The 24,338-nt window shown below is 61.7% G+C and carries 25 protein-coding genes; 14 read left to right on the top strand and 11 right to left on the bottom strand.

Annotated elements, in window-relative coordinates:
* Positions 1-271 precede the first annotated feature (271 nt).
* The 3 genes from RG836_RS22565 (at position 272) to RG836_RS22575 (ending at position 4,506) form a co-directional block, all read left to right on the top strand.
* Complete coding sequence (locus tag RG836_RS22565) at positions 272-2,695, top strand: glucose/quinate/shikimate family membrane-bound PQQ-dependent dehydrogenase (RefSeq protein WP_310849717.1); 2,424 nt, start codon at positions 272-274, stop codon at positions 2,693-2,695.
* A gap of 236 nt (positions 2,696-2,931) precedes the next feature.
* Positions 2,932-3,804: a hypothetical protein gene (locus RG836_RS22570; protein WP_310849719.1), complete on the top strand. Its 873-nt coding sequence runs from the start codon at positions 2,932-2,934 to the stop codon at positions 3,802-3,804.
* Between the two features lie 339 nt (positions 3,805-4,143).
* Entirely contained in the window at positions 4,144-4,506 is a 363-nt protein-coding gene (locus RG836_RS22575) for an NUDIX hydrolase (RefSeq protein ID WP_310849720.1), read from the top strand.
* A 3-nt stretch (positions 4,507-4,509) separates the two neighbouring features.
* Here the strand turns inward: RG836_RS22575 and RG836_RS22580 are convergent, their stop codons facing one another.
* The gene (locus tag RG836_RS22580; protein ID WP_310849722.1) at positions 4,510-5,427 is read right to left on the bottom strand and encodes a helix-turn-helix domain-containing protein; all 918 of its coding nucleotides are present in this window, start codon (positions 5,425-5,427) and stop codon (positions 4,510-4,512) included.
* Between the two features lie 156 nt (positions 5,428-5,583).
* Here RG836_RS22580 and RG836_RS22585 point away from each other — a divergent pair, with 156 nt between their 5' ends.
* The 3 genes from RG836_RS22585 to RG836_RS22595 all read left to right on the top strand — a co-directional run bounded on the left by RG836_RS22585 (position 5,584) and on the right by RG836_RS22595 (position 9,461).
* Positions 5,584-6,942, top strand: a complete 1,359-nt coding sequence (locus tag RG836_RS22585; protein WP_310849723.1) for a glutamine synthetase family protein — start codon at positions 5,584-5,586, stop codon at positions 6,940-6,942.
* Between the two features lie 123 nt (positions 6,943-7,065).
* Entirely contained in the window at positions 7,066-8,154 is a 1,089-nt protein-coding gene (locus RG836_RS22590; protein WP_310849725.1) for a polyamine ABC transporter substrate-binding protein, read from the top strand.
* 65 nt (positions 8,155-8,219) lie between these two features.
* Positions 8,220-9,461 (top strand): NAD(P)/FAD-dependent oxidoreductase, encoded by a 1,242-nt coding sequence (locus RG836_RS22595; protein WP_409078105.1) that lies wholly within the window; start codon positions 8,220-8,222, stop codon positions 9,459-9,461.
* 5 nt (positions 9,462-9,466) lie between these two features.
* Here RG836_RS22595 and RG836_RS22600 read toward each other — a convergent pair whose 3' ends face one another.
* A complete protein-coding gene (locus tag RG836_RS22600; protein WP_310849728.1) occupies positions 9,467-9,802 on the bottom strand; it encodes a hypothetical protein in 336 nt (111 codons plus the stop codon).
* Between the two features lie 292 nt (positions 9,803-10,094).
* The gene (locus RG836_RS22605; RefSeq protein WP_310849729.1) at positions 10,095-10,994 is read right to left on the bottom strand and encodes a polysaccharide deacetylase family protein; all 900 of its coding nucleotides are present in this window, start codon (positions 10,992-10,994) and stop codon (positions 10,095-10,097) included.
* A 145-nt stretch (positions 10,995-11,139) separates the two neighbouring features.
* On the opposite strand from RG836_RS22605, the gene RG836_RS22610 reads away from it, so the two are divergent.
* Positions 11,140-11,844 (top strand): SOS response-associated peptidase, encoded by a 705-nt coding sequence (locus RG836_RS22610; RefSeq protein ID WP_310849730.1) that lies wholly within the window; start codon positions 11,140-11,142, stop codon positions 11,842-11,844.
* Between the two features lie 55 nt (positions 11,845-11,899).
* Here the strand turns inward: RG836_RS22610 and RG836_RS22615 are convergent, their stop codons facing one another.
* From RG836_RS22615 to RG836_RS22635, 5 genes are all read right to left on the bottom strand, one after another.
* Positions 11,900-12,100: a DUF2188 domain-containing protein gene (locus tag RG836_RS22615; RefSeq protein ID WP_310849732.1), complete on the bottom strand. Its 201-nt coding sequence runs from the start codon at positions 12,098-12,100 to the stop codon at positions 11,900-11,902.
* A gap of 91 nt (positions 12,101-12,191) precedes the next feature.
* The gene (locus RG836_RS22620; RefSeq protein WP_310849733.1) at positions 12,192-12,347 is read right to left on the bottom strand and encodes a hypothetical protein; all 156 of its coding nucleotides are present in this window, start codon (positions 12,345-12,347) and stop codon (positions 12,192-12,194) included.
* Between the two features lie 50 nt (positions 12,348-12,397).
* Entirely contained in the window at positions 12,398-12,601 is a 204-nt protein-coding gene (locus RG836_RS22625) for a hypothetical protein (RefSeq protein WP_310849735.1), read from the bottom strand.
* A gap of 117 nt (positions 12,602-12,718) precedes the next feature.
* Entirely contained in the window at positions 12,719-13,033 is a 315-nt protein-coding gene (locus RG836_RS22630) for an AzlD domain-containing protein (protein ID WP_310849737.1), read from the bottom strand.
* Positions 13,030-13,728: an AzlC family ABC transporter permease gene (locus RG836_RS22635; protein WP_310849739.1), complete on the bottom strand. Its 699-nt coding sequence runs from the start codon at positions 13,726-13,728 to the stop codon at positions 13,030-13,032. The genes RG836_RS22630 and RG836_RS22635 overlap by 4 nt, the downstream gene beginning before the upstream one ends.
* A gap of 843 nt (positions 13,729-14,571) precedes the next feature.
* Here RG836_RS22635 and RG836_RS22640 point away from each other — a divergent pair.
* Positions 14,572-15,441 (top strand): isocitrate lyase/PEP mutase family protein, encoded by an 870-nt coding sequence (locus RG836_RS22640; protein ID WP_310849741.1) that lies wholly within the window; start codon positions 14,572-14,574, stop codon positions 15,439-15,441.
* 92 nt (positions 15,442-15,533) lie between these two features.
* On the opposite strand, the gene RG836_RS22645 is transcribed toward RG836_RS22640, so the two are convergent.
* Complete coding sequence (locus RG836_RS22645; RefSeq protein ID WP_310849742.1) at positions 15,534-16,061, bottom strand: DUF3087 family protein; 528 nt, start codon at positions 16,059-16,061, stop codon at positions 15,534-15,536.
* Between the two features lie 244 nt (positions 16,062-16,305).
* On the opposite strand from RG836_RS22645, the gene ppnN reads away from it, so the two are divergent.
* A complete protein-coding gene (ppnN, locus tag RG836_RS22650) occupies positions 16,306-17,679 on the top strand; it encodes a nucleotide 5'-monophosphate nucleosidase PpnN (RefSeq protein WP_310849744.1) in 1,374 nt (457 codons plus the stop codon).
* Between the two features lie 82 nt (positions 17,680-17,761).
* Here the strand turns inward: ppnN and RG836_RS22655 are convergent, their stop codons facing one another.
* On the bottom strand, positions 17,762-17,992 hold the full coding sequence (locus RG836_RS22655) for a DUF2790 domain-containing protein (RefSeq protein ID WP_310849746.1): 231 nt from the start codon (positions 17,990-17,992) through the stop codon (positions 17,762-17,764).
* A 294-nt stretch (positions 17,993-18,286) separates the two neighbouring features.
* On the opposite strand from RG836_RS22655, the gene RG836_RS22660 reads away from it, so the two are divergent.
* From RG836_RS22660 to RG836_RS22670, 3 genes are all read left to right on the top strand, one after another.
* Positions 18,287-19,027, top strand: coding sequence for a response regulator (locus RG836_RS22660; RefSeq protein ID WP_310849748.1), 741 nt, complete (start codon positions 18,287-18,289; stop codon positions 19,025-19,027).
* Positions 19,024-20,337 (top strand): sensor histidine kinase, encoded by a 1,314-nt coding sequence (locus RG836_RS22665; protein WP_310849749.1) that lies wholly within the window; start codon positions 19,024-19,026, stop codon positions 20,335-20,337. Before RG836_RS22660 ends, RG836_RS22665 begins: the two co-directional genes overlap by 4 nt.
* Positions 20,338-20,497: 160 nt before the next feature.
* A complete protein-coding gene (locus tag RG836_RS22670; protein WP_310849751.1) occupies positions 20,498-21,535 on the top strand; it encodes an alpha/beta fold hydrolase in 1,038 nt (345 codons plus the stop codon).
* 14 nt (positions 21,536-21,549) lie between these two features.
* On the opposite strand, the gene RG836_RS22675 is transcribed toward RG836_RS22670, so the two are convergent.
* Positions 21,550-22,368: an AraC family transcriptional regulator gene (locus tag RG836_RS22675; RefSeq protein WP_310849752.1), complete on the bottom strand. Its 819-nt coding sequence runs from the start codon at positions 22,366-22,368 to the stop codon at positions 21,550-21,552.
* A 156-nt stretch (positions 22,369-22,524) separates the two neighbouring features.
* Between RG836_RS22675 and RG836_RS22680 the strand changes: the two genes are divergently transcribed.
* Both RG836_RS22680 and RG836_RS22685 read left to right on the top strand, forming a co-directional pair.
* Positions 22,525-23,742, top strand: a complete 1,218-nt coding sequence (locus RG836_RS22680) for an MFS transporter (protein ID WP_310849754.1) — start codon at positions 22,525-22,527, stop codon at positions 23,740-23,742.
* Positions 23,743-23,871: 129 nt separating this feature from the next.
* Entirely contained in the window at positions 23,872-24,159 is a 288-nt protein-coding gene (locus RG836_RS22685) for a hypothetical protein (protein ID WP_310849756.1), read from the top strand.
* The last annotated feature ends 179 nt before the right edge of the window (positions 24,160-24,338 follow it).

Consider the following 24,338-nt stretch of genomic DNA (forward strand, 5'->3'; position numbering starts at 1 on the left):
GTTTCGAGTTGTACGCACTTCTCCTGTGGGAGCCCGCCGGTTCCGGGCGGCGTTCCGACGAAGAGGCCGGCACCTGCAAAATCAATGTTGCCTGACTGGACGCCTTCGCGAGCAGGCTCGCACAAGGATTAGCAGCTAACCGCGCCGGGCATTGTTACTGGCCACACAAGACTGTTCTCCCATTGCCCCGGACGACGAGCCTGTCGCGGCCGGGGCTTTTTTTGGTATTGTTGTGTACTAACTAAATAGTTACATATCTGGAACATGAGACATGACTGATTCTCGAACGACGGCGAACGTGCGCCGCTGGCCCATTTGGTTGGCGGCGCTGGGCGTTTTGATTTTTGGATTGCTGTTCGCGGCGGGCGGCGCGTACCTCGTTACGTTGGGCGGCAGTTGGTATTTCCTGCTTGCAGGGCTCGGGCTGATGGCCTCCGCGCTGTTGCTTGGCCGCCGCCATTTGCTCGGTGCCGGGCTGTTCGCGGTCGTGATGCTGTTGACGGTGATCTGGGCGCTGGCGGATGCCGGGCTGCATTTCTGGCCACTGGTCTCGCGCCTGTTCGCTTTCGGCGTATTGAGCATGTTGGTGGCGCTGGCCTACCCAAGCCTGCGCCGGGCCAATGGCCTGGCCGGCGGTCGCGCGGGTTACGTGCTGAGTGGCGTGCTGGCGCTCGGCATTGTTGCCGCAGCGGCGGGCATGTTCGTGCCGCACCCCTCGGTGGCACCGACCGGCAACGGACCGGGCCTGACTCAAGTCGACCCGGCCAAGGCGCAGAAAAACTGGGCGCACTACGGAAACGACGAAGGTGGCAGCCGCTTTGCCGCGCTGGACCAGATCAACCGCAGCAACGTCGACCAGTTGCAACCCGCCTGGATCTACCACACCGGCGACGTGGCGATCAGCGACGGCAACGGTGCCGAAGACCAGATGACCCCGCTGCAAGTCGGCGACAAGGTGTTTATCTGCACCCCACACAACAACCTGATCGCCCTCGATGCCGACACCGGCAAACAGTTGTGGAAAAATTCCATCGACGCCCAGAGCAAGGTCTGGCAGCGCTGCCGTGGGCTGGCCTACTTTGATGCTAGCGCCCCGCTCGCCCAATCCGGCGACGGCAACACCCCGGCCCTGCCCGTGGCCCTGCCGGCAGGCGCCAACTGCCAGCGCCGCTTGCTGACCAACACCATCGATGCCCGACTGATCGCAGTGGATGCCGACACTGGCGCCTTCTGCCAAGGCTTCGGTGACAACGGCCAGGTCGATTTGAAGGCCGGCCTGGGCAACGTGCCGGACTCCTACTATCAACTGTCCTCGGCACCGCTGATGGCCGGCACCACCGTGGTGGTCGGCGGGCGCGTCGCCGATAACGTCCAGGCCGACATGCCCGGCGGCGTGATTCGCGGTTTTGATGTGATGACCGGCGCCATGCGCTGGGCCTTCGACCCTGGCAACCCAGAAAACACACAAGCCCCGGCCACGGACCGCACCTACGTGCGCAGCACGCCGAACAGTTGGGCGCCGATGTCTTACGACCCGGTGATGAACACGATTTTCCTGCCGATGGGCAGTTCCTCCACCGACATCTACGGCGTCGAACGCACCGCACTGAACCACAAATACGGCGCCTCGGTGCTGGCGCTCAACGCCACGACCGGCGCGGAAAAGTGGGTTTACCAAACGGTGCACAACGACCTGTGGGACTTCGACCTGCCGATGCAGCCGAGCCTGATCGACTTCACCGTCCCCGACGGGCGCAGCGTGCCGGCCGTGGTGATCGGCACCAAGGCCGGGCAGATTTTCGTCCTCGACCGCGCCACCGGCCAGCCGCTGACCAAGGTCGAAGAAGTACCGGTCAAGGCTTCGGACATCCCCAACGAACCCTACTCGCTGACCCAGCCAAAATCCGTCGGCATGCCGCAGATCGGCGCGCAGCATTTGCGCGAATCGGACATGTGGGGGGCCACGCCGTTCGACCAGTTGTTGTGCCGGATCTCGTTCAAGCAGATGCGCTATGACGGCTTGTACACCGCGCCGGGCACCGACGTGTCGCTGAGCTTTCCCGGTTCGCTGGGCGGGATGAATTGGGGCAGCCTGTCGACCGACCCGGTGCACGGTTTTATCTTCGTCAACGACATGCGCCTTGGCCTGTGGATTCAAATGGTGCCGCAGCAGAAAGACGCCCAGGCCTCGGCCGGCGGTGAAGCGCTGAACACCGGCATGGGCGCGGTACCGCTCAAAGGCACACCGTATGCGGTGAACAAAAACCGCTTCCTGTCGATTGCCGGCATCCCGTGCCAGGCGCCGCCGTTCGGCACGCTCACCGCCATCGACATGAAGAGCCAGAAAATCGCCTGGCAAGTGCCGGTCGGCACCGTGCAGGACACCGGTCCGCTGGGGATCAAAATGCACCTGCCCCTGCCGATCGGCATGCCGACCCTCGGCGGCACATTGTCGACCCAGGGCGGTTTGCTCTTTATCGCCGGCACCCAGGATTACTACCTGCGCGCCTTCAACTCAGCCAACGGCAAAGAAGTCTGGAAGGCCCGTCTGCCGGTGGGCAGTCAGGGCGGACCGATGACCTTTGTTTCGCCGAAAACCGGCAAGCAATACATCGTCATTACCGCTGGCGGCGCGCGGCAATCAGCGGATCGCGGTGACTACGTGATTGCCTACGCCCTGCCTGATCGTCAGTAAACCCGGCTGTCACACACCGCTGTCACCCTGCCGGGGTGCAGCGGTTTTTTTGCGCCGGTGAATCGGCGCGCGCTGCATCAAGAAACGCTGCCGCCAGCCGATACCCCACGATAGGCCATTGCCCCGAGAACCTGGGCACGGCGTCATACCTATGTATATAGACTCGCCCACAGCGGACCGTTAGCATGCCCAGCGACGATCCCTCAGCGGACGACTCGACACAATAAGGAAGCGCGATGAGCATCGGTGTCTCTTCATTCAGCACGGCAGCGACCACTTACGGCAAGGTCGCCAACGAGCGCACCAGCACCACCGACAAGTCCGCGGTCGCGACGGACGCCGATCAGGCCAGCGACACGTCCCAGGCTTCGGACACGGTCAAGTTGTCGAACACCTCCAGCAGCTACAGCAGCGCGGTGTCGGGCAATGGCCTGTATTTCCCGGTGCGCGCGGGGATGAACGCCGATGCGCTGGCACTGGGCGTCAGCCAGCCGGGCGCGGTGTCCAGCTCCAAGGACAAGACCTTCTCCGAAGTGGCGACCGATGCGCGCAAACGCATGGACGAGAAATACGCGCTGATGAAGGACGGCGGCAAGCCTTACGCCGGCAGCGAGGAAGACCGCAACGCTTTGATGGGTGATCTCGACCGTCGCTCGCTGTACGCAGTGGCCACCAACAAGGACGGTTTGTTCACCGCCGACGAGCAGGCCTCGGCCAACGCACTGATGCGTCAGCAGGAACAACTCGCCACCGGCCACTACAGCGGCCCGGCGGATCAGGAAAAGAACTACAAGGATCCCTACGCCAACGATCCGATCGGTCGGGCCCGCGCGGCGCTGAAATTCCTCGACGGCATGAGCCCGGAAGAAAAAGCCGCCCCGGAATGGCTGAAACAGCACCAGATGCTGGAAGCAGCGCTGACCGTACTGGCGCCGGGTTCTGACACGTCATCGACGACGAAAAAGGACGGCGGGCACTTCCACAACCTCGCGGAGATTCTCGCCGGGGTCGACACCCAGCCGCCGCAGGATTCGAAAAAAAGCCTGCCGTCGCTGGACGAAGTATTCAAAAGTCTGCAGGACAAACTACGCTCGCAGTGGGGCTCTTAACGCAACATGACATCGAAAACCCGGCCTGATCAGCCGGGTTTTTTATTGCCTATAAAAAAAGCAGGCAAAAAAAAATCCCAAGCAGCTGATGGAAGCTTGGGATTTAAAAATGCATAAACCGTGGTGGTGAACGCGGGGCGATCTTAACTGAATGGGTAGGAACGTAACAAGAAATTCGTTACCCGTTCGGTTAATTACGTCTATAACTGATTCAATAACCACACTTTTTAGAATGTCATCAACCTTGGAGTGGCTAGCTAACCCGCGAAACGGCCTGAATATTGCACTTTTATGTACGTTTAGTGACAAAACCATGACAAGCCCACGTTGAGCGACCCAATGAAAATTCGAGCCACCGTCATTTGCGAGCAAGACCGGCATATCCTGCTGGTGCGCAAACCGAAATGCCGGTGGACGCTGCCCGGTGGCAAAGTCGAGCGCGGTGAAAGCCACGCGGCGGCGGCCGAACGAGAGTTGTGGGAGGAAACCGGGTTGGTTGTCGATCAGGTGCTGTACCTCATGGCATTGACCGCCGGGGATACCGAGCACCATGTGTTCGAAGCCTCGGTGATCGACGTTGACCGCGTCCATCCGCACAACGAGATCATCGATTGCATCTGGCACCCGTTGGAATCGGTGGCCAATCTGAACGTCAGCGAGGCCACGGTGCGTATCGTCAAAGCCTTCCAGCGGCGCCTTTGACCGTTAACGACTGCGGCGAACCACATTGCGCTTGAGCGTTTCGCTCGGTAATTCCTGGAACAGCGCACGGTAGCTGCTGGAAAACCGCCCCAGATGCCAAAACGACCAGTGCATCGCCACTTCCGCCACCGTGGTTTCGTGGGCATCGCGGCTGAGCAATTCTCGGCGGGCACTGTTGAGTCGCCGCAAGCGCAACCACTGCGCCGGCGCCATGCCAGTGTAGGCCTTGAACGCCTGCTGCAACTGGCGCAACGACACCCCTGCCACGTGCGCCAACTCCAACACATTCAGGGTTTCTTCCGGCGCGTCCGCCGCCCATTCCCCTACCCGCTTCATGATTGCGCGCTCATCACTGCGCCGCTGCAGGGCACCGCGGTCGAGGCAGACGCAAGCGTTATCGAGGACGTACAGGCAATCGTCGAGTAACTGCTGGGTCAGTGCTTCGCGGCTCGGCGGGTCGATGGTCTGCGCCAGGCGCGTCAGGGTGCCGCTGAGCCAACGGCTGAACAACGCGTTCTGCTGGCAATTGAGCGGCGCCATGAACAAACCGTCGAGTTGTTCGCCTCCCAGCCCCTGGCCCTGGACGAAGTCCGGACCGAACACCACGGCGATCTCTTGATAATTTTCCGGGGTGATCCAGATGTTGCGGCTTTCGCCGTTCAACACGTACAGCGCGTTGTCACTGCGATCAAAACAAAACGCCAGTGAACCCGGCGGCGCGCTGAAATTCTGCTCGACCCGGGTGTTCATGCACTCCTCGTAAATCTCCACGCCTTGCAGGTCCAGATAGCGCACCAGCCCGGTGAAATGCCCGGGGGACATTTGCTGGTAATGCTGGGTCCAGCCTGGGGTGGCACGGATCTGTTCCGCCACATCGAAGGTGTTGAACGCTTGAACCTGAAGCGGATTGGACGCTGTCATGGGGTGACCTTACGCACTCGTTTGGTGCGTTTTGGTGCTGCTCAAAGTGGATAGATGGAACGTCGAGGCTCGACCAAGATAATCGCCAACGCGCCACAGGGAAAGCCTGCCAGGGAGGCAACCGCAGATCCCGGCGCCATCCATCACGAGGTTTTTATGAATGCCCCTTTCGATCAGCTGTATTCATGGCTGAAAGATCACAAGATTACCGAAGTAGAGTGCGTGGTCAGCGACCTGACCGGCATCGCCCGAGGCAAAATTGCCCCGACCAACAAGTTCCTGCATGAGCGAGGCATGCGCCTGCCGGAAAGTGTGCTGCTGCAAACGGTAACCGGGGATTTTGTCGACGACGACATCTACTACGATTTGCTCGACCCGGCCGACATCGACATGGTCTGCCGCCCCGATCCGGCCGGCATGTACCTGGTGCCGTGGGCGATCGAACCGACCGCGATTGTCATCCACGACACCTTCGACAAACTCGGCAACCCGATTGAACTGTCGCCGCGCAACGTGCTGAAAAAAGTCCTGCAACTGTACGCCGACAAAGGATGGCGGCCGATCGTCGCGCCGGAAATGGAGTTCTACCTGACCCAGCGCTGCGAAGACCCGGACCTGCCGCTCAAGGCACCGCTGGGCCGTTCGGGCCGTGCGGAAAGCGGCCGGCAGTCGTTTTCGATCGACGCCGCCAACGAATTCGATCCGTTGTTTGAAGACGTCTACGACTGGTGCGAGGCCCAAGGCCTGGACCTCGATACGCTGATCCACGAAGACGGCCCGGCGCAGATGGAAATCAATTTCCGCCACGGCGATGCGCTGGATCTGGCTGACCAGATCACCGTATTCAAGCGCACCCTGCGCGAGGCGGCGCTCAAGCACAACGTCACGGCAACCTTCATGGCCAAGCCGATTGGCGATGAGCCCGGCAGCGCCATGCATCTGCACCAGAGCGTGGTCGACATCGCCAGCGGCCGGCCGATTTTCGCCAACAGCGACGGCAGCATGAGCGAACTGTTCCTGCACCACATCGGTGGCTTGCAGAAATACATCCCGAAATTGCTGCCGATGTTCGCGCCCAACGTCAACTCGTTCCGCCGCTTCCTGCCGGATACCTCGGCCCCGGTGAACGTCGAATGGGGCGAGGAAAACCGCACCGTCGGCTTGCGCGTGCCCACTGCCAGCAGCGATGCGATGCGCGTGGAAAACCGCTTGCCCGGCGCCGACGCCAACCCGTATTTGGCGATTGCCGCGAGTCTGTTGTGCGGTTACCTGGGGATGATCGAACGCATCGAACCGAGCGCGCCGGTTCAGGGCCGCGCCTACGAACGACGTAATCTGCGCCTGCCGATCACCCTCGAAGATGCCCTGGCGCACATGGAAGACTGCCCGACCATCGAACGCTACCTGGGCAGCAAATTCGTCCGCGGCTACGTCGCGGTCAAACGCGCCGAGCATGAAAACTTCAAGCGCGTGATCAGCTCCTGGGAGCGCGAGTTTTTGTTGTTGAGTGTCTGAGATTTTCGCTGTTCGAGCGGGCGTTTTCGCGAGCAGGCTCGCTCCTACATTTGAACGCAGCAACCTGCTCGCGAAGACGGCCTCCAGAGCAGTAAAACTTCAACCCATCCACGAGGTATCGACATGCGTCTATTGAAATCCCTGATCCCGCTGACCCTCGCCACCCTGTGCAGCGCCGGCGCGCAGGCTGAATCCAAGGTCAGTGTCTACAACTGGACCGATTACATCGGTGAAACCACCCTCGCCGACTTCCAGGCGAAGACCGGGATCAAGGTGATCTATGACGTCTTCGATTCCAACGAAACTCTCGAGGGCAAGTTGCTCGCCGGTCGCACCGGGTATGACGTGGTGGTGCCGTCCAACCACTTCCTCGCCCGCCAGGTGAAGGCCGGCGCGTTCCTCAAACTGGACCGGGCGCAACTGCCCAACTGGAAAAACCTCGACCCGAAACTGCTGGCCCTGTTGGAAAAAAACGATCCGGGCAACGCGCACTCGGTGCCGTACCTGTGGGGCACCAACGGCATCGGCTATAACGTCGACAAGGTCAAGCAAGTGCTGGGCATCGACAAAGTCGACTCCTGGGCGGTGTTGTTCGAGCCAGAGAACCTGAAGAAACTCAGCCAGTGCGGCGTGTCGATGATGGATTCGCCGGACGAGATTTTCCCGGCGATCCTCAACTACCTGGGCATGGACCCGCGCAGCGAGAACCCCGAGGACTACAAAAAGGCCGAGGCCCGGCTGCTGCAGATTCGCCCGTACATCACTTATTTCCATTCCTCCAAATACGTCTCCGACCTGGCCAACGGTGAGATCTGCGTTGCGTTCGGTTACTCGGGCGATGTGTTCCAGGCCGCCAATCGCGCCAAGGAAGCCAAGAACGGCGTGAACATTGCGTATGCCATTCCCAAGGAAGGCAGCAACCTGTGGTTCGACCTGCTGGCGATTCCCGCTGATGCCGGCAATACCAAGGAGGCGCACGCCTTTATTAATGACCTGCTTGACCCGCAGGTGATCGCCAAGGTCAGCGCCACGGTCGGCTATGCCAATCCGAACCCGCCCGCCAAGGAGTTCATGGACGCGGAACTGGTGAACAACCCTGAGGTGTACCCGCCGCAGGAAGTGCTCGACAAACTGTACATTTCCACCACCCCGAGCCCGGCGATCATGCGTGTGATGACCCGCTCCTGGAGCAAAGTGAAGTCCAACAAATGAACGCGGTGAATCCACAAACGAGCGCCGCTCACGCGCGCTCTTACTACGCCGCCACGGCGCATACCATGCCCGAACGGCCGGTGTTGGGCAGTGATCTGGTGGCCGATGTCTGCGTGATTGGCGGCGGTTTCACCGGCGTCAACACCGCCATCGAACTGGCCCAGCGCGGGCTCTCGGTGGTGCTGCTGGAAGCGCGGCGCATCGGCTGGGGCGCCAGCGGGCGCAACGGCGGGCAACTGATTCGCGGCATCGGCCATGACGTTTCCGGGTTTGCCCGCTACGTCGGCGCCGACGGCGTGCGCTACATGGAGCGCGCCGGCATCGAGTCGGTGGAGCTGGTGGGCGAACGCATTCGCCAGCACGGCATCGACTGCGACCTGCGCTGGGGCTTCTGCGAACTGGCCAATACCGCGGCGCAGTTCGCTGCGTTCCGTGACGAGCAAGCGCATCTGCAGCAACTGGGTTATGGCCCGCAGACCCATCTGGTCGGCCCGCACGAAATGGCACAAGTGGTGGCGTCCAACGTTTACGCTGGGGGCCTGATCGACATGGGTTCCGGGCACTTGCATCCGCTCAACCTGGTGCTCGGCGAAGCGCAGGTCGCCGAGGCACTGGGGGTGCGAATCTTCGAGCAGAGCCCGGTGCTGCAGCTGATTCACGGCGACACGGTGCAAGTACGCTGCGCCGGCGGTAATGTGCGCGCCGATCAGTTGGTGCTGGCGTGCAACGCGCATCTGGAAGAACTCGAACCCCAGCTCAGTGGCAAGGTGCTGCCGGCGGGCAGTTACATCATCGCCACCGAACCGCTGGCGCCGGACCTGGCGCAGCGCCTGATCCCGCAGAACCTGGCGCTGTGTGACCAGAAAGTCGGCCTCGATTACTACCGACTCAGCGCCGATCGGCGCCTGCTGTTCGGTGGCGCCTGCCATTACTCGGGGCGCGACCCGGCAGACATCGCCTCGTACATGCGGCCAAAAATGCTCAAGGTGTTCCCGCAACTGGCCGAGACGCGCATCGACTTTCAATGGGGCGGCAAGATCGGCATCAGCGCCAATCGCTTTCCGCAGGTCGGGCGCCTGAGCCAGCATCCAAACGTTTTCTATGCTCAGGGCTACTCGGGCCATGGGCTCAACGTTACCCATTGGTGCGCCAGGTTACTCGGCGAAGCCATCCACGCTGGCCATAGCCAGGGCCTGGACGTGTTCAGCGCCGTGCCGCACATGACCTTTCCGGGCGGCAAGGCCTTGCGCTCGCCATTGTTGGCACTGGGGATGTTTTGGTATCGCCTGCGCGAAATGCTCGGGTGAAATGGCTAGAGGCAATCGCGGACGATTTTGCGCAAGTCACCGGATTTGGCCCAGGGCGGGCCTTCGTAGAGGGAGATGCGGCTGCCGCTCTTGAACTTGGTGATTTCCAGCACCTCATCGGCGGTCACCAGGCTCGGCGCGTTGATCCGGTAGCCATTGGAAATGCCGGTCTGGGTCGTCTTGGGGACTTCTTTTTGCCAGGCCGGCAACACGCACGCGGCGTACTCCTTGGGTGGCTTGGGCGAGATTTTGCTGTAGTTCGGCTCACCGGGAACCAACGAGCTGGGCACCGAGCACCCTGCGAGCAACAGGGCTGCAAACGCCCCGATAACATTGCGCATGAAGCGTCCTCAAGGAAAAAAACCGACTGTAGCACTCCGCCGTGCCAGACATCAGCCCCTTGTGGGTATCAGCACTCACTGCCAACACGGAAGATCCCCTGTGGGAGCGAGCCTGCTCGCGAAGACGGCGGCCCTGGCAAAAGGGATGTGTCGCTTGCCAGTACGCCATCGCTCGCAAGCCAGCTCCCACAGGATTTGCAGTGCACAGCAATTGTCGCCAACACCAACAATCCCCGTGGGAGCGGGTTTGCCCGCGAAGACGGCGGCACTGGCAACATCCCGCTCCACTGCCTCACCGCGAATTTCCGCCCCACCACCACCCCCAAAAACCCGGCAAGTGTTCGGCTTGGCCACTGCGCTCAACGGTGCGAGCCAGGGCGGCACGTTGCAGTTCGGCAGTGTCGTCGTAAAACGGTTTGGCGCTGACCGCCAGGCCATTTTCCCGGGCGCTGTCGAGGAGGATTTGCAGGTATTCCTCGGTGTGCCATGAGGTGTAGCGGTTGAGGTCATGGAACGTCACCACCACCGGGATCACCCCGTCCACCGTGGGCAATTCGCCCCGGGCGATGCGTTCTCGCACTTCCGAGACTTGCCGCTGCATGTTGGCGCGGCGCCGGGGGCTGCCATTGAAACCCCAAATCTTGCCGTCGTTGGCGCTCACATCGGTCAACAACACCTTCAAGCCATGGCGCTGATACCCGGCGAAGGTTCGCTGGTCGTAATTCCAGAAGGGCGGCCGCACCAGGGTCGGCGCAGCGCCGGTAATCGCCTGGATATCGGCCGTGCCGTTGCTCAGTGCCTGTTCCAGTTGTGCATCATCCAGCGACCGGTGGTTAGTGTGCCACGGCGTCGCGGTATGAAAGCCGAGCACGTGCCCCGTCCGGTGTTCCAAGGCCATCACGCCCTTGCCAATCTCGCTGCCGCCGGCCCGAGGCGCGCGAGTCTGGACGAAAAACACCGCTTTCAGGTCCGGTTGCACCGGGTTGCTGGCCAAACCTTTGAGGATGCGCAAACTGGGGTTATAGAAGCTCGACGCACTGGGGCCATCGTCAAACGTCAGCAGAAACCGGATCGGCGCTTGCGTGCGCAAGCGCTGCTCGGTCTGCGGGGTCATTTCGATCGGTGCGGCGATGCAGCCGAGCAACCCGACCGCTAGGGCGATGGCGGCAAGCGCCCTGACAATAAGCTTCATGGAAATAAACGAAATCCGATTCGAACAACGGGTGCGAATCATGACGGTTGCGCCGCGACGATGCACCCTCTGCCGCTCGCGCGCCGAAAAATAACCCCGACGCCCCACTCGACTAAGCTCAATTCATCAGCGGAGGGGGCAAGTCATGTGTGGACGTTTGACGCAATATCGGGGCATCCATGATTTCGTCGCCACCCTGAGCATTCCCGACGCCTGGGTCGACCACACCGCCGGCCAGTTGCCGGCGCGCTACAACGCCGCGCCCACCCAGCAACTGGCCCTGCTGCACCAGGCGGAGCATCGGCTGCATGTCCACGCCGTGCGCTGGGGCTGGCGGCCACATTGGGCCAAGGACCGCGCCGCGCCTATCAACGCGCGGGTCGAGAAAGTTGCCCATGGTCCGTTCTTCCGGGCGATCTGGCCGCACCGGGCGATTGTGCCGGTGGACAGTTGGTACGAATGGACAGCGGACGCCGGCGCCACCAAACAACCCTGGCTGATCCGCCGCCGCGACCAGGCACCGATCCTCTGCGCGGCGATCGGCCAGTTTCCCTCGGATGAACGTGCCGCCAGTGAGCACGATGGTTTCGTCATCATCACCGCCGACGCCGAGGGCGGCATGGTCGACTTGCACGATCGCCGGCCGGTGGTGCTGTCGCCGGACCTGGCGCGGGAATGGCTCGACCCGGCAACGCCCATGGCTCGCGCCGAGCAAATGGCCCTGCTGCAGGGCGAATCGTCCCAGGCGTTCGAATGGTTCAAAGTCGCGCGGGCGGTGGGCAATGTGCGCAACCAGGGCCCGGAGTTGATTGAACCGCACAGCGAGGTGATGCGCGCGGATCAGCCCTGAAACCCACGCAGCAAAAAGCCCCGACGGGTCGGGGCTCACCACTGCACAGTCGCGATCAGGCTCGGTCGTGCGCTTTGGCCTGAGGTTTTTTGCGGGGCTTGTAACCTGGCAGTGCCGCCGCAAAAGCCAGCGCCTGCTCCTTTGAACTGAACGACGCGAGCCGGTCATTCTGGGTGCAGACCCGCCACGGGCCGTTGTTTACGTTGATTACGTCATAGCCGTTCATGTGCATTTTGGTCATCATCGCCATGCTCATGGTCACCTCCATTCGCTTGAGATCAATCGCCTACGGACTCAACCATACACCTGTGCGACCCTTCGCGAAGGGCCGCACATCCGGTTGCGCTTCAGGGCTTCAGCGGCCGCTCTTCGTCGCGGTCCGACAGGCTCTTGCCGTCGTCGGGATGCTTCCAGGTCTGAGGCGGCTCCTGGTGCTCGACATCTTCCTCGGTCGTCGGCGCATCAGGCGTGCGTGGATCCTTATGTTGCGGGTCTCTGGACATGCTCACCTCCATCGGGCGCGGGGAAATACCAGCCTTGTCTTGAGCATAGATCAACGCCGTGGCGCCTTGGTTTCGGTCTGTTGCAGGTAACTCATCCAGCGCTCGTAAGCCTCGTGTTGCAAGCGCGTAGCGCTGTCCCATTCCGGCCCGCTCATCTGGTGGGCGGAGATCAATTTCATCATTTCCGTCGTCGCGGCATCCAGCTCCAGAATGAGCTCATGGGCGTGGAATCTGAACTCGTCGGGGGTGGTCATGGCGGCGTACCTCAGCGAACACAATCGAACATTTTCGATCTTCTACTGACTACGACCGCCACAAACCCGCTTGGCACGGGCCACCAGACGGACGGTGCCGCCTTTCATCCGCCGCCGCTACAGCCAGGCCTGCAGCACAAAGAAAAACCCCATGCTCAATAACATGCTCAGCAATGTACTGCGGGTGTAGAGCACCAGCCCGACCGCCACCAGAGCGCTGAGCAGATAGGGATTGTCCCACTGCAGATTGAGCTGTTTGTCCGGCAGAAAAATGATCGGCCCACAAATCGCCGTAAGCATGCCCGGCACTGCAAAACCAAGGAACTGCCGCGCGTTGCTGCTCAGGCGCAACGGCAAGCGCGGCTCGAGAAACACGTAGCGGTTGAGAAACACCAGCAGGCCCATGCCGACAATCACCGCCCAGACCATCATGCTTGCCCCCGATAGAACTTGTTGCAGATAAAGCCTGCGGTCATCCCCGCCAACCCCGACACCACCAGCGCCGAGCCCCACTGCCAATAGCTGAACAACACCGAGCAAAACAGCGACACCGCCACGCAGACCACCGTCGGCACATTGCGCACCACCGGCGTGATCAGGGCGATAAAGGTCGCGGCAATCGAAAAATCCAGCCCCAGGTGCTCCAGCCCCGGAATACTGCGCCCCAACACAATCCCGGCCAGGGTGAACAGATTCCACGCAACGTAAAACGTCAGCCCGACGCCCAAGGCGTACCAGCGGTTGAACTGCTGGCGGTCGTGCTGGCTGGTGAGGGCGAACAATTCATCGGTCAGCAAAAAACCCAACCCCACCCGCCACCGGCCCGGCAATGGTGCAATCACCGAGCGCATGCTCATGCCGTACAACAAATGCTGGGAAGTCAGCAGCAAAGTGGTCAACAAAATCGAAAAAATCCCCGCCCCACCCTTCAACATGCCGATCGCCACCAATTGCGCCGCGCCGGCAAACACAATCCCCGACAACCCCTGAGCCTGCAGTGGCGTCAAATTGGCCTCAATCGCCATCGACCCCGCCAACAACCCCCAAGGCGCCGTCGCCAACGACAACGGCATAATCGCCACCGCCCCGCGCAAAAAAGCACTGCGCGGCAAAAGAGAACTCGCCATAACACCCTTCAATCCTGAAATTTTCCTGACTGTGCCAGCCTGTTCGGCAAAAGGCTTGAATAAATGTGCAGAAGATTTGGGGGCTGGGAAATAGCTTGAGTCAGGCGGCGGCTGGAAGTTTGTCTTCGCGAGCGGGCTACATCTTTTAGTGATTGGTTGGCTGGGAGGCCGTCATCGCTGGCAAGCCAGCTCCCACAGGGGGCGGAGGTGTCCGCAATAATTGCGTACACCATCAAGTCGAGTGTCAGCTTGCCTCGCTTTTGATCTTGCTTTTGATCCACCCGCCCCGTCGGGAGGCTGAGTGGAGGTGTTCATCCGGGGATTGGCGCGCAGCGCCGTTCGACGCAGTCGAACTCATCGCATGTAGGTGCCAGCGAAGCCAACCGGAGGGCGATGCCCCCGGATGAATGCCGGAGCGAAGGGACCCCGAGCCCCAGCGAGGGGCCGTACGTCAGGGGCAGCCTTTTGGTTACTTTTTGGCGTTTGAAAAAGTGACCCGCTGTAAGAGCGGAACCGTTAGCAGCCGTTACCGCAGCAACGGATATGTACACCAACCAAATCCATCACCCGACCCGACGCCATCGCTGGCAAGCCAGCTCCCACAGGAACCAAGTACGACCGCAGCAACCGATATGTACCCAAGAACCGGCAACCACGCCCAGCTCCGTCGAACAGGCGGACAAATTGCTACATCAGACCAAATCCAACGGTCAGATGCGTGCCGAGTTCGGTGACTTTGCACAATAAAACGTCATCATCTTTTACCGGGCAGCGTGATAGCCTTTCGCTCTTCTCGGCGTTGACACCTTTGCTCAAGCCTTTCCATTTGTTTGTGGAGTTCGTATGACCAGGCTTTCCCATCAAGATTTACGCCGCAATTTCCGCCAACTGCTCGCTTCCAATACCTGCTACCACACCGCCTCGGTGTTCGACCCGATGTCAGCGCGCATCGCCGCCGACCTGGGTTTTGAAGTAGGGATTCTCGGTGGCTCGGTGGCTTCGCTGCAGGTGCTGGCGGCCCCCGATTTTGCGCTGATCACCCTCAGCGAATTCGCCGAACAGGCCACGCGCATCGGCCGCGTCGCGCAATTGCCATTTATCGCCGACGCCGACCACGGCTACGGTAACGCCCTGAACGTGATGCGCACCGTGGTCGAACTGGAACGTGCCGGCGTCGCCGCGCTGACCATCGAAGACACCCTGCTGCCGGCGCAATTCGGGCGCAAATCGACCGACCTGATTTCCGTCGCCGAAGGGGTTGGCAAGATTCGCGCTGCCCTCGAAGCCCGGGTCGATCCAGAGCTGGCGATTATTGCCCGGACCAACGCCGGCATCTTGCCGATCCAGGAAATCATCAGCCGCACCCAGCAATACGAGCGCGTCGGCGCCGACGGTATCTGCATGGTCGGTGTGCGTGACTTCGAACAACTGGAACAAATCGCCGAGCACCTGACCGTGCCGCTGATGCTGGTGACCTACGGCAACCCGCTGCTGCGCGACGACAAACGCCTGGCGGAACTGGGTGTGCGGGTGACCATCGACGGCCACGGCGCTTATTTCGCGGCGATCAAAGCCACGTATGACGCACTGCGCGAACAGCGGCAGATCTTCACCCAGGCCTCGGACCTGAGCGCCACCGAACTGACCCACACCTACACCCAGCCCGAGGATTACATCCAGTGGGCCGAAGAGTACATGAGCGTCAAAGAGTAACGAGCTAAACCGCAGGCCTGGAATCGGCGAATGATTGCGCCGTCTTCCAGGGCCATCGCGTCAGCGCCCGGCTGACCTTCCCGCCATCCCCCTCAGCGGTTTTTCGCCTTCAGGTCCTCGAGCCATTGCCGGTCCAGGCGCGGTTGATCAATGTCCAGCCCCGACGCCTGCATCTTCTCGGTGTGCTGATCCGCCTCGCGCAGCAATTGGCTGTGGTCGCTGGAGTTGCCATCCAGGTCGTGCATCTGGCTCAGCCCCAGATGATAGAAACGCAACAGTTTCATCGCTGTCGGATCGTGGCGCGCCACGCCTTCGGTCACCTGGTGCATGACATTGGTGATGCGCATCAGGCTGCGCTTGAGCCGCCAGCCATACACCGCCGACGCCATCCACGGCTGCGACCAGAACGCCCCCCGCAGCAACGCCGCGGTGATTGCCAGCGCCAGGGCCACGCCGGCGACATTCAAGCGAAAATTATCGCCACCAGGCTCGCCCAGCAGCATTACCGCCAACGACGACAACAGCATCGCCAGAGCCAGGAACACCACGGCAATGATCAGGGTGCTGCGTCGGGTCTGGCTTCGATAAGTGGGAGGGTCGATCGGCCGGATCTCGAACATGGCGCGGTATTCCTTCAATGAGCGGGCAAAAAACGTCGGGCATTATCACCTGTCCGACGGATTTGGCTATGTGCGTCGACTTTTCCGACAATGCGCGGGGAACGCCGAACCCTGCCAAAACGTCTATCCTCTCAAGTACATAGCGATCCGCCGTGGTTCATGCCATCTTCAGCACTGGATGCACACTATTCGGATGCCACGGTTTTTTTATCAGCCTGCCGGGCATCGTTTTAAGGAAACCTGAATGATCCAACGTCAAGTCATCAACGCCTCCGTCAGCCCCAAAGGCAGCCTGGAAACCCTCTCCCAACGCGAAGTGCAGCAGCTGAGCGAAGCCGGTTCCGGCAGCATCTACGACCTTTTCCGCCAATGCGCCCTGGCCATCCTCAACACCGGCGCCCATGTTGACAACGCCAAGACCATCCTCGAAGCCTATAAAGACTTCGAAATCCGCATCCACCAGCAAGACCGCGGCGTGCGCCTGGAACTGTTGAACGCCCCGGCCGACGCCTTCGTCGACGGCGAGATGATCGCCAGCACCCGGGAAATGCTGTTCAGTGCCCTGCGCGACATCGTCTACACCGAAAACGAACTGGGCAGCCAGCGCATCGACCTGGACAGCTCGCAAGGCATCAGCGACTACGTCTTCCACCTGCTGCGCAACGCCCGCACCCTGCGTCCGGGCGTGGAGCCAAAGATTGTTGTGTGTTGGGGCGGTCACTCCATCAGCACCGAGGAATACCAGTACACCAAGAAAGTCGGGCATGAATTGGGCCTGCGCAGCCTCGATGTGTGCACCGGTTGCGGTCCCGGCGTGATGAAAGGGCCGATGAAAGGCGCGACCATCTCCCACGCCAAGCAACGCATCACCAGTGGCCGGTATTTGGGCCTGACCGAGCCGGGAATCATCGCCGCCGAAGCGCCGAACCCGATCGTCAATGAACTGGTGATCCTGCCGGACATTGAAAAACGCCTGGAAGCCTTTGTCCGCGTCGGTCACGGCATCATTATTTTCCCCGGCGGCGCCGGCACCGCCGAAGAGTTCCTCTACCTGCTGGGCATTCTGATGCACCCGGATAACGCTGGCCTGCCCTTCCCGGTCATCCTCACCGGGCCACGCAGCGCCGCGCCGTACCTGGAGCAACTCGACGCCTTCGTCGGCGCGACCCTCGGCGAAGCCGCCAAGCAGCACTACCAGATCATCATCGATGACCCGGCGGAAGTAGCGCGGGAAATGACCCAGGGCTTGAAGCAGGTCAAGCAGTTCCGCCGCGAACGCAACGACGCCTTCCACTTCAACTGGCTGCTGAAAATCGACGAAGGCTTCCAGCGCCCATTCGATCCAACCCACGAAAACATGGCCAATCTCAAGCTCAGCCGCAGCCTGCCTCCCCACGAACTGGCGGCCAATCTGCGCCGGGCGTTTTCCGGCATCGTCGCCGGCAACGTCAAGGACAAGGGCATTCGCCTGATCGAACAACACGGCCCGTACCAGATCCACGGCGACGCCGCGATCATGCAGCCGCTGGATCAGTTGCTCAAAGCCTTCGTCGCCCAGCACCGGATGAAACTGCCCGGCGGCGCGGCGTATGTGCCGTGCTACCGCGTCGTCGCTTAGCGCCAACGGCCCGCGCAAAAAAACTCGAGTGACGCACTGCGTCACTCGATTGCGTTCAATCAGCCTGGTTCCAGGCTCGTGATCAGCTACCTTCCTGGCAGTCATCACCAAACTTGCTGTAATCCAGCACTTGCTGCTGCCCCTTGGAATCCAGGTAAGTCATGCGCGCATCAATCACCCCGCAACCATCGCCCTTGGCTTCAACGATGGAGATAACCTTGTGGATGTCGGCACGGGGCGCAGCCTGGGCGGACAGCGCAGCGACGTTGGCGACGGCGAACAGGCTGGCGGCGATCAGGGTTTTAACGTTCATGGTGTGATCCTCAGGGTTTAATGGTTTGCGGGTGAGCCAAGTTGTCTTGTCTCGATGGAACCCATTAAATGCCCTCGAGGTATCTGGGCTGTGTCGTAAAACACGGGTTATTTAGGCATAAGGTATCGGCATGGGGGCTGGATACGTTTCGGTACAAAGCCCTACCCGATACTATGGTTCTGTATACGCATGTATCAAGATTGGGTTTAGATACAAAGAGATACAAAGGCTCGCAGGCAGGCTTCCCACTGCTCCCTAGAATGCGCCACGCGCGAATAAAAAGAGGGTTGAACGATGGAACACGTGAACCACATTCTGATCGTCGATGACGATCGCGAAATCCGGGAGCTGGTCGGCAATTACCTGAAAAAAAACGGCCTGCGCACCACGGTGGTCGCCGATGGCCGACAAATGCGCAGCTTTCTCGAAGCCAACACCGTCGACCTGATCGTGCTGGACATCATGATGCCAGGCGACGACGGGCTGTTGTTGTGCCGCGAACTGCGCGCTGGTAAACACAAGGCCACGCCGATTCTGATGCTCACCGCGCGCAACGATGAAACCGACCGCATCATCGGCCTGGAAATGGGCGCCGACGATTACCTCACCAAACCCTTTGCCGCCCGCGAACTGCTGGCGCGGATCAACGCCGTGCTGCGCCGCACGCGGATGCTGCCGCCCAACCTGCTGATCAGCGAAAGCGGTCGGCTGCTGAAGTTTGGCCGCTGGCGCCTCGACACCACCGCCCGCCACTTACTCGACGAAGACGACACGCTGGTGGCGCTGAGCGGCGCCGAATACCGCTTGCTGCGGGTGTTTCTCGACCATCCGCAACGGGTGCTCAGCCGCGATCAATTGCTCAACCTGACCCAGGGCCGCGACGCCGATCTGTTCGATCGCTCCATCGACTTGCTGGTCAGCCGTTTGCGCCAGCGCCTGCTCGATGACTCGCGGGAATCGACCTACATCAAGACCGTGCGCAGCGAAGGCTACGTGTTCTCTTATCCAGTGGAACTGCTCGGCGCCGACTCATGACTTTGTCCAGACTGTGGCCACGCACACTGGCCTCGCGGTTGTCGCTGATTTTCCTGGTCGGCCTGATCGTCGCCCACGGCCTGTCGTTTGGCGTGCAGTTCTACGAGCGCTACCAAAGCGCCGAAGCCATGTTGATGGGTAATCTGGAAAACGACGTGGCGATTGCCGTGTCGGTGCTCGATCGACTGCCGGCCGCCGAACGCGCCGACTGGGTGCCGCGTTTCGAACGACGCACCTACCGCTACCTGCTGGGCGAAGGCTTGCCCGGCACGCCGGTCGATCTCAAGGACGCGCCTAACGCGGTACTGTCCATCGAGGATGCCGTCGGTCAATCCTATTCGCCCACCTATACCCGCATCCAAGACGCGCGGCCGCACTATCAGGCACAACTGAAACTGGCCGATGGCAGCCCGTTGACCATCGACGTGCGCCCCTCGGTGATGCCGCTCTCGACCTGGCTGCCGCTGGTGCTGATGGTGCAACTGAGCTTGCTGTTGCTGTGCACCTGGCTGGCGGTGCGCACGGCGATTCGCCCGTTGACCCGATTGGCCAACGCGGTCGACAACCTCGACCCCAACACCCACACCGTGCACCTTGACGAAAAAGGCCCGACCGAAGTCGCCTACGCGGCCAAGGCGTTCAACACCATGCAGGACCGTATCGCCGCCTATCTCAAAGAGCGCATGCAGCTGCTGGCAGCGATTTCCCATGACCTGCAAACCCCGATCACCCGCATGAAACTGCGCGCCGAATTCATGGACGAGTCCAGCGAGAAGGATAAGCTGTGCAATGACCTTGGCGAGATCGAACACCTGGTTCGCGAAGGCGTGGCCTATGCCCGCAGCGTGCACGGCGCAACTGAAGCCAGTTGCCGTATCGACCTCGGCTCGTTTCTCGAAAGCCTGGTGTTTGACTATCAGGACGTGGGCAAACAGGTGCAACTCGAAGGCGCTTGCCCGGCGGTGATCGACACCCGCCCCCACGCCTTGCGCCGGGTGCTGGTGAACCTGACCGACAACGCCTTGAAGTTCGCCGGCGCCGCCGAGTTGCACATGGTGGTGCGGCCTGACGGCGGCTGCTCGATCAAGGTCATGGATCGCGGGCCGGGGATTGCCGAGCAAGAACTGGCCCAGGTGATCATGCCGTTCTACCGCGTGGAAAACTCGCGCAACCGCAACACCGGCGGCACCGGCCTCGGGCTGGCGATCGCCCAGCAATTGGCGCTGGCCTTGGGCGGCAAACTGAACCTGAGCAACCGCGAGGGTGGCGGTTTATGTGCCGAACTGGAGCTCGCGCCGGCCCTGCCCTGAGGGCCGTGTAACGCACTGTGTACCAGCCGCCGCTTGATACATCCGCTTTAACTTGGCGGCTTTTCTGAAACAGAGCAGATACCTCGACGCGGTCAACTGTGGGAACGAACGGGAGCGCTGCACCGCTCCCGATTCGCCCAACCACGTAGAGGGTCAACCCGTGTCCGACACCATCAACAACAAACGCCGGCAGTTTCTCCAGGTCGCCGGGATTGGCGCCGTCAGCCTTGCCGCCGGTGACTTGCTTAACGTCAACCTGGCTCAGGCCGCCGACAGCTTCAACGCTGGTGGCGCGGGCAAGCTGATGGCGCCGATCAAGCAGATCCGCGCCGGCGTACTCGACATCGGTTACTACGAGGCCGGGCCGAAAAACGGTCCTGTGGTGCTGTTGATGCACGGCTTCCCTTACAGCATCCAGAGTTTCGAGCAAGTCGCGCCGATCCTCGCCGGACGCGGCTATAGGGTGATCGTGCCGCACCTGCGCGGCCATGGCAGCACCACGTTTATTGACAGCACCACACCACGCTCCGGGCAACAGGGCGCGATCGGCGCTGACTTGATCGCACTGATGGACGCACTGAAAATCCAGAAAGCCGTATTCGCCGGCTTCGACTGGGGCGGACGCGCCGCGTGCGTCGCCGCGGCATTGTGGCCGGAGCGCTGCGCCGGACTGGTGTCGGTCAACAGTTACCTGATCCAGGACATCGCTCACGCCACCGCGCCGATTCCGGCCAAAGTCGAATCCGGCCTGTGGTACCAGTATTACTTCCAGACCGAACGTGGCCGCCTCGGCCTGGCCGCCGACCGTCGCGGCATCGCCAAAGTGATCTGGACCCGCAACTCGCCAACCTGGGCCTTTGACGATGCGACTCTGGAACGCACGGCCGCCTCCTTCGATCACCCGGATTATGTCGATGTGGTAATTCACTCCTACCGTCATCGCCTAGGCTTGGCCGACGGCTTCCCGGCCTACGCCGAGATCGAAAAACGCCTGGCTGCGCTGCCACCGATCAGCGTGCCGAGCGTGACTCTGGATGGCATCACCGACGGCGTGATCCCGGCCAACGACGGCTCCTCAAGTGCCGCGCGCTTCACCGGCAAACGGGTCCATCGACAGATCACCAACGCCGGGCACAACTTGCCGCAAGAAGCGCCGCAAGCTTTTGCCGACGCAGTCACGGATGTGATGGCGCTGTAATCCGAACCGGTGCGTCAGCTCAGTGCCCGACGCGCCACGTATTCGCTGGGAGTTTCTCCCAGCACGGTGCGGAACATGGCGCTGAAAGCACTGGCGCTGGCGTAGCCCAACTGACTGGCGACGCGCCCCACCGCTTCGCCCTGTTCGAGGCGGCTGAGGGCTTCGGTCAAGCGCACCTGCTGCACCCATTGACGATAGGTCAGCCCGGTTTCTTTGATGAACAAACGAATCAAGGTGCGAGCGCTGGCACCGACTTGGTCGGCCCAGTATTCGACCGTTTGCGATTGTTCCGGCGCAGCCAGGATCGCTTCACACACTGCCACCAGGCGCCGGTCTTTCGGCCACGGCAGCTCGAGGGCGAAGCTGCGCGCGCTCTGCAGTTCGCAGAGGATCAGCGCCACAATGTGCGCGTTGCGCCCTTCCAGCACGTACTCGATCGGCTCGGCGATCAGCGCCAGGATCAGTTCTCGCAGCAGCTTGCTGACTTCCACCACCCGACAGCGCTCACCGTACTGCGCGGCCAGATCGGCATCGATGTAGATCGAGCGCATCTGCACCGGGCCGAGCATCAACTGGTCGTGCACCACCCCGGCAGGAATCCACAACGCCCGGCCCGGCGGCAGAAACCACAAGCCCTGTTCCGTGGCGGCGCGCATCAGGCCGCTGCTGGCATAGAGCAATTGCCCGTGAGCGTGGCTGTGCGGCGCGTTGTAAGTGCCACCGGGCTGGTTACGCGGCATGGCGGTCATCGGCAGTGGCACCGCCTCGTACACAGCGTAATCCTCGCTACGGGGCGAAATCGGCGGCGCAGGCTGCGGGGCGCGATCGGGCATGACGGGTTCTCCGGCGAAGGGAGGTTGATCATACGATCCCGCGTGACGCGCCGTCATGTGTCACTTGGTCGACAGAAGCTGTCATCCGCGCCATCGCCTCGCTGGTTACCGTGGAGCCCTGCCTTCCCGGCCCCACTGACCGTAGCGAGAGATGCCATGAACACGCATTCGCCCACCTCCAAAGGCAACACCCTGGCCGCTGTCCTCGGCCTGCTGATCCTGGCGCTGGCCCTGCGCCCGGCCATCGTGTCGATCGGGCCGGTGCTGCTGCAGATTCAGCAACATTTCCAGTTGAGCTATGCCCAGGCGTCCTTGCTGACGTCGATTCCCGATGTGTGCATGGCGCTGTTCGCCCTACTCGCCCCCGGCATCGCCCGGCGCTTCGGCGCTGACCGCACGGTGATCGCGGCTTTGATCCTGTTGGGCGCCGCGACCCTGCTGCGGGCGCTGTCGGACTCCACCGCCGCGTTGCTTTCCAGCACAGTGCTGGTGGGCGTCGGCATTGCCATCGGCGGTGCGCTGATTGGCGGTTGGATCAAGACCCACTTCGCCCATCGCGCCTCGTTCTTCATGGGCATCTATGCCGCCGGTCTCAGTGTCGGCGCCACGGTGGCGGCGGTCAGCACCGAGTTCTTCGCGCAACTGGGCGGCAGCTGGCGCCTGGGAGCCGGGGTCTGGGCGGTGTTGTGCGTGGCGGCGGTGCTGAGCTGGCGGATCCTCGCGACTCGTTTCGCTACAGCCAAACCGGCTGCGGCGCCAGTCGCACCGGTCAAGCCGATCGGCCTGCCGTGGAGCCAGCCCAAAGCGTGGTTGATCGCGCTGTACTTCGGGCTCAGCCAGTTCATCGTCTATGCGCTGTTCGCCTGGCTGGCCCCGGCCGCCACTGAATGGCATGTAGCCTCGATCAGCCCCGGCGCCCTGCTCGGCCTGTTCACCTCGGTGTTCGCCGTGGCCAGCTTCGCCATGGGCAGCCTCGCCGGCCGCTCCAACGACCGGCGCGTGTGGCTGGCCATCGCCACCGCGTTGACCGCCGCAGGCCTGGCCGGGTTGTACGCGCAAACCGGGTTGATTATCGCGGTGATGCTGATCGCGGTGGGCCTGGGGATGGCGTTCACACTGGCGATGACGCTGCCACTGGACAACGTGCACAGCGCCGCCGAAGCCAATACCTGGACGGTGCTGATGTTATTCGTCGGCTACCTGATCGCGGCCACTGGCCCGATCGTGTTCGGTTACCTGCGCGACCACACTGGCGGTTACGCCCTGTCGTGCCTGCTGTTGCTGGTGGTGTCGCTGCTGATGTTGGCGCTGACGCCGCTGCTGAAGCCGCAGAGCGCAGCAGTTGCCGTACCGGCAGGCGCGAGCCGAGCGTGACGAGCGGCTTGGAAACGGCGGCAACATCGTCGGCGTTGATAGTCACCATCACGTCAATGAAGTTCTCATAAAAACTGCGCGGCGTAACATCGCCTCCATACCCACTTAGCACCTCCCGGAGCAAACGACATGAAACGCCAACTCATCCTCAGCATTGTTCTCTCGGTCTTCGCTATCAACGCTTTTGCTGCTGCCAAACCTCGGACCATGATCGCTGAAGGCGGCTCGGACCGTCTGATCGAAAGCCGCATTGCCGCCGATGGTTCGGATCGTTTGCAAGGCAACCAGGTGGCTGAAGGCGGTTCGGATCGTCTGCAACAGAACCGCGTTGCACTGAACCCTGCCAATGCCGTGACCAATGGTGTACTGGTCGCCGACAACCGCGCTGAGTTTGGTTCGAAGTATCAGCGCTACTGATTGGCCTGAATTGACTGCTACATCGCAAAAGCCCGGCGCATCCGGGCTTTTTGCTGGGTGGGGTTTGGGCTCGGACCTTGTGGGAGCTGCGGTGCGACGATTCGACTTGCCAGCGATGGCGTCTGACCAGACAACACATCTCCAGCGCCTTCACTCATGCCTTCGCGAGCAGGCTCGCT

The organism is Pseudomonas rhizozeae, from assembly GCF_031583775.1.
Lineage (GTDB): Bacteria > Pseudomonadota > Gammaproteobacteria > Pseudomonadales > Pseudomonadaceae > Aquipseudomonas.

Excerpts from the sequence above, each read along its gene's own strand:
- RG836_RS22565 (WP_310849717.1), top strand. The coding sequence starts at position 272 with ATGACTGATTCTCGAACGACGGCGAACGTGCGCCGCTGGCCCATTTGG.
- RG836_RS22570 (WP_310849719.1), top strand. The coding sequence starts at position 2,932 with ATGAGCATCGGTGTCTCTTCATTCAGCACGGCAGCGACCACTTACGGC.
- RG836_RS22575 (WP_310849720.1), top strand. The coding sequence starts at position 4,144 with ATGAAAATTCGAGCCACCGTCATTTGCGAGCAAGACCGGCATATCCTG.
- RG836_RS22580 (WP_310849722.1), bottom strand. The coding sequence starts at position 5,427 with ATGACAGCGTCCAATCCGCTTCAGGTTCAAGCGTTCAACACCTTCGAT.
- RG836_RS22585 (WP_310849723.1), top strand. The coding sequence starts at position 5,584 with ATGAATGCCCCTTTCGATCAGCTGTATTCATGGCTGAAAGATCACAAG.
- RG836_RS22590 (WP_310849725.1), top strand. The coding sequence starts at position 7,066 with ATGCGTCTATTGAAATCCCTGATCCCGCTGACCCTCGCCACCCTGTGC.
- RG836_RS22595 (WP_409078105.1), top strand. The coding sequence starts at position 8,220 with ATGCCCGAACGGCCGGTGTTGGGCAGTGATCTGGTGGCCGATGTCTGC.
- RG836_RS22600 (WP_310849728.1), bottom strand. The coding sequence starts at position 9,802 with ATGCGCAATGTTATCGGGGCGTTTGCAGCCCTGTTGCTCGCAGGGTGC.
- RG836_RS22605 (WP_310849729.1), bottom strand. The coding sequence starts at position 10,994 with ATGAAGCTTATTGTCAGGGCGCTTGCCGCCATCGCCCTAGCGGTCGGG.
- RG836_RS22610 (WP_310849730.1), top strand. The coding sequence starts at position 11,140 with ATGTGTGGACGTTTGACGCAATATCGGGGCATCCATGATTTCGTCGCC.
- RG836_RS22615 (WP_310849732.1), bottom strand. The coding sequence starts at position 12,100 with ATGAGCATGGCGATGATGACCAAAATGCACATGAACGGCTATGACGTA.
- RG836_RS22620 (WP_310849733.1), bottom strand. The coding sequence starts at position 12,347 with ATGTCCAGAGACCCGCAACATAAGGATCCACGCACGCCTGATGCGCCG.
- RG836_RS22625 (WP_310849735.1), bottom strand. The coding sequence starts at position 12,601 with ATGACCACCCCCGACGAGTTCAGATTCCACGCCCATGAGCTCATTCTG.
- RG836_RS22630 (WP_310849737.1), bottom strand. The coding sequence starts at position 13,033 with ATGATGGTCTGGGCGGTGATTGTCGGCATGGGCCTGCTGGTGTTTCTC.
- RG836_RS22635 (WP_310849739.1), bottom strand. The coding sequence starts at position 13,728 with ATGGCGAGTTCTCTTTTGCCGCGCAGTGCTTTTTTGCGCGGGGCGGTG.
- RG836_RS22640 (WP_310849741.1), top strand. The coding sequence starts at position 14,572 with ATGACCAGGCTTTCCCATCAAGATTTACGCCGCAATTTCCGCCAACTG.
- RG836_RS22645 (WP_310849742.1), bottom strand. The coding sequence starts at position 16,061 with ATGTTCGAGATCCGGCCGATCGACCCTCCCACTTATCGAAGCCAGACC.
- ppnN (WP_310849744.1), top strand. The coding sequence starts at position 16,306 with ATGATCCAACGTCAAGTCATCAACGCCTCCGTCAGCCCCAAAGGCAGC.
- RG836_RS22655 (WP_310849746.1), bottom strand. The coding sequence starts at position 17,992 with ATGAACGTTAAAACCCTGATCGCCGCCAGCCTGTTCGCCGTCGCCAAC.
- RG836_RS22660 (WP_310849748.1), top strand. The coding sequence starts at position 18,287 with ATGGAACACGTGAACCACATTCTGATCGTCGATGACGATCGCGAAATC.
- RG836_RS22665 (WP_310849749.1), top strand. The coding sequence starts at position 19,024 with ATGACTTTGTCCAGACTGTGGCCACGCACACTGGCCTCGCGGTTGTCG.
- RG836_RS22675 (WP_310849752.1), bottom strand. The coding sequence starts at position 22,368 with ATGCCCGATCGCGCCCCGCAGCCTGCGCCGCCGATTTCGCCCCGTAGC.
- RG836_RS22680 (WP_310849754.1), top strand. The coding sequence starts at position 22,525 with ATGAACACGCATTCGCCCACCTCCAAAGGCAACACCCTGGCCGCTGTC.
- RG836_RS22685 (WP_310849756.1), top strand. The coding sequence starts at position 23,872 with ATGAAACGCCAACTCATCCTCAGCATTGTTCTCTCGGTCTTCGCTATC.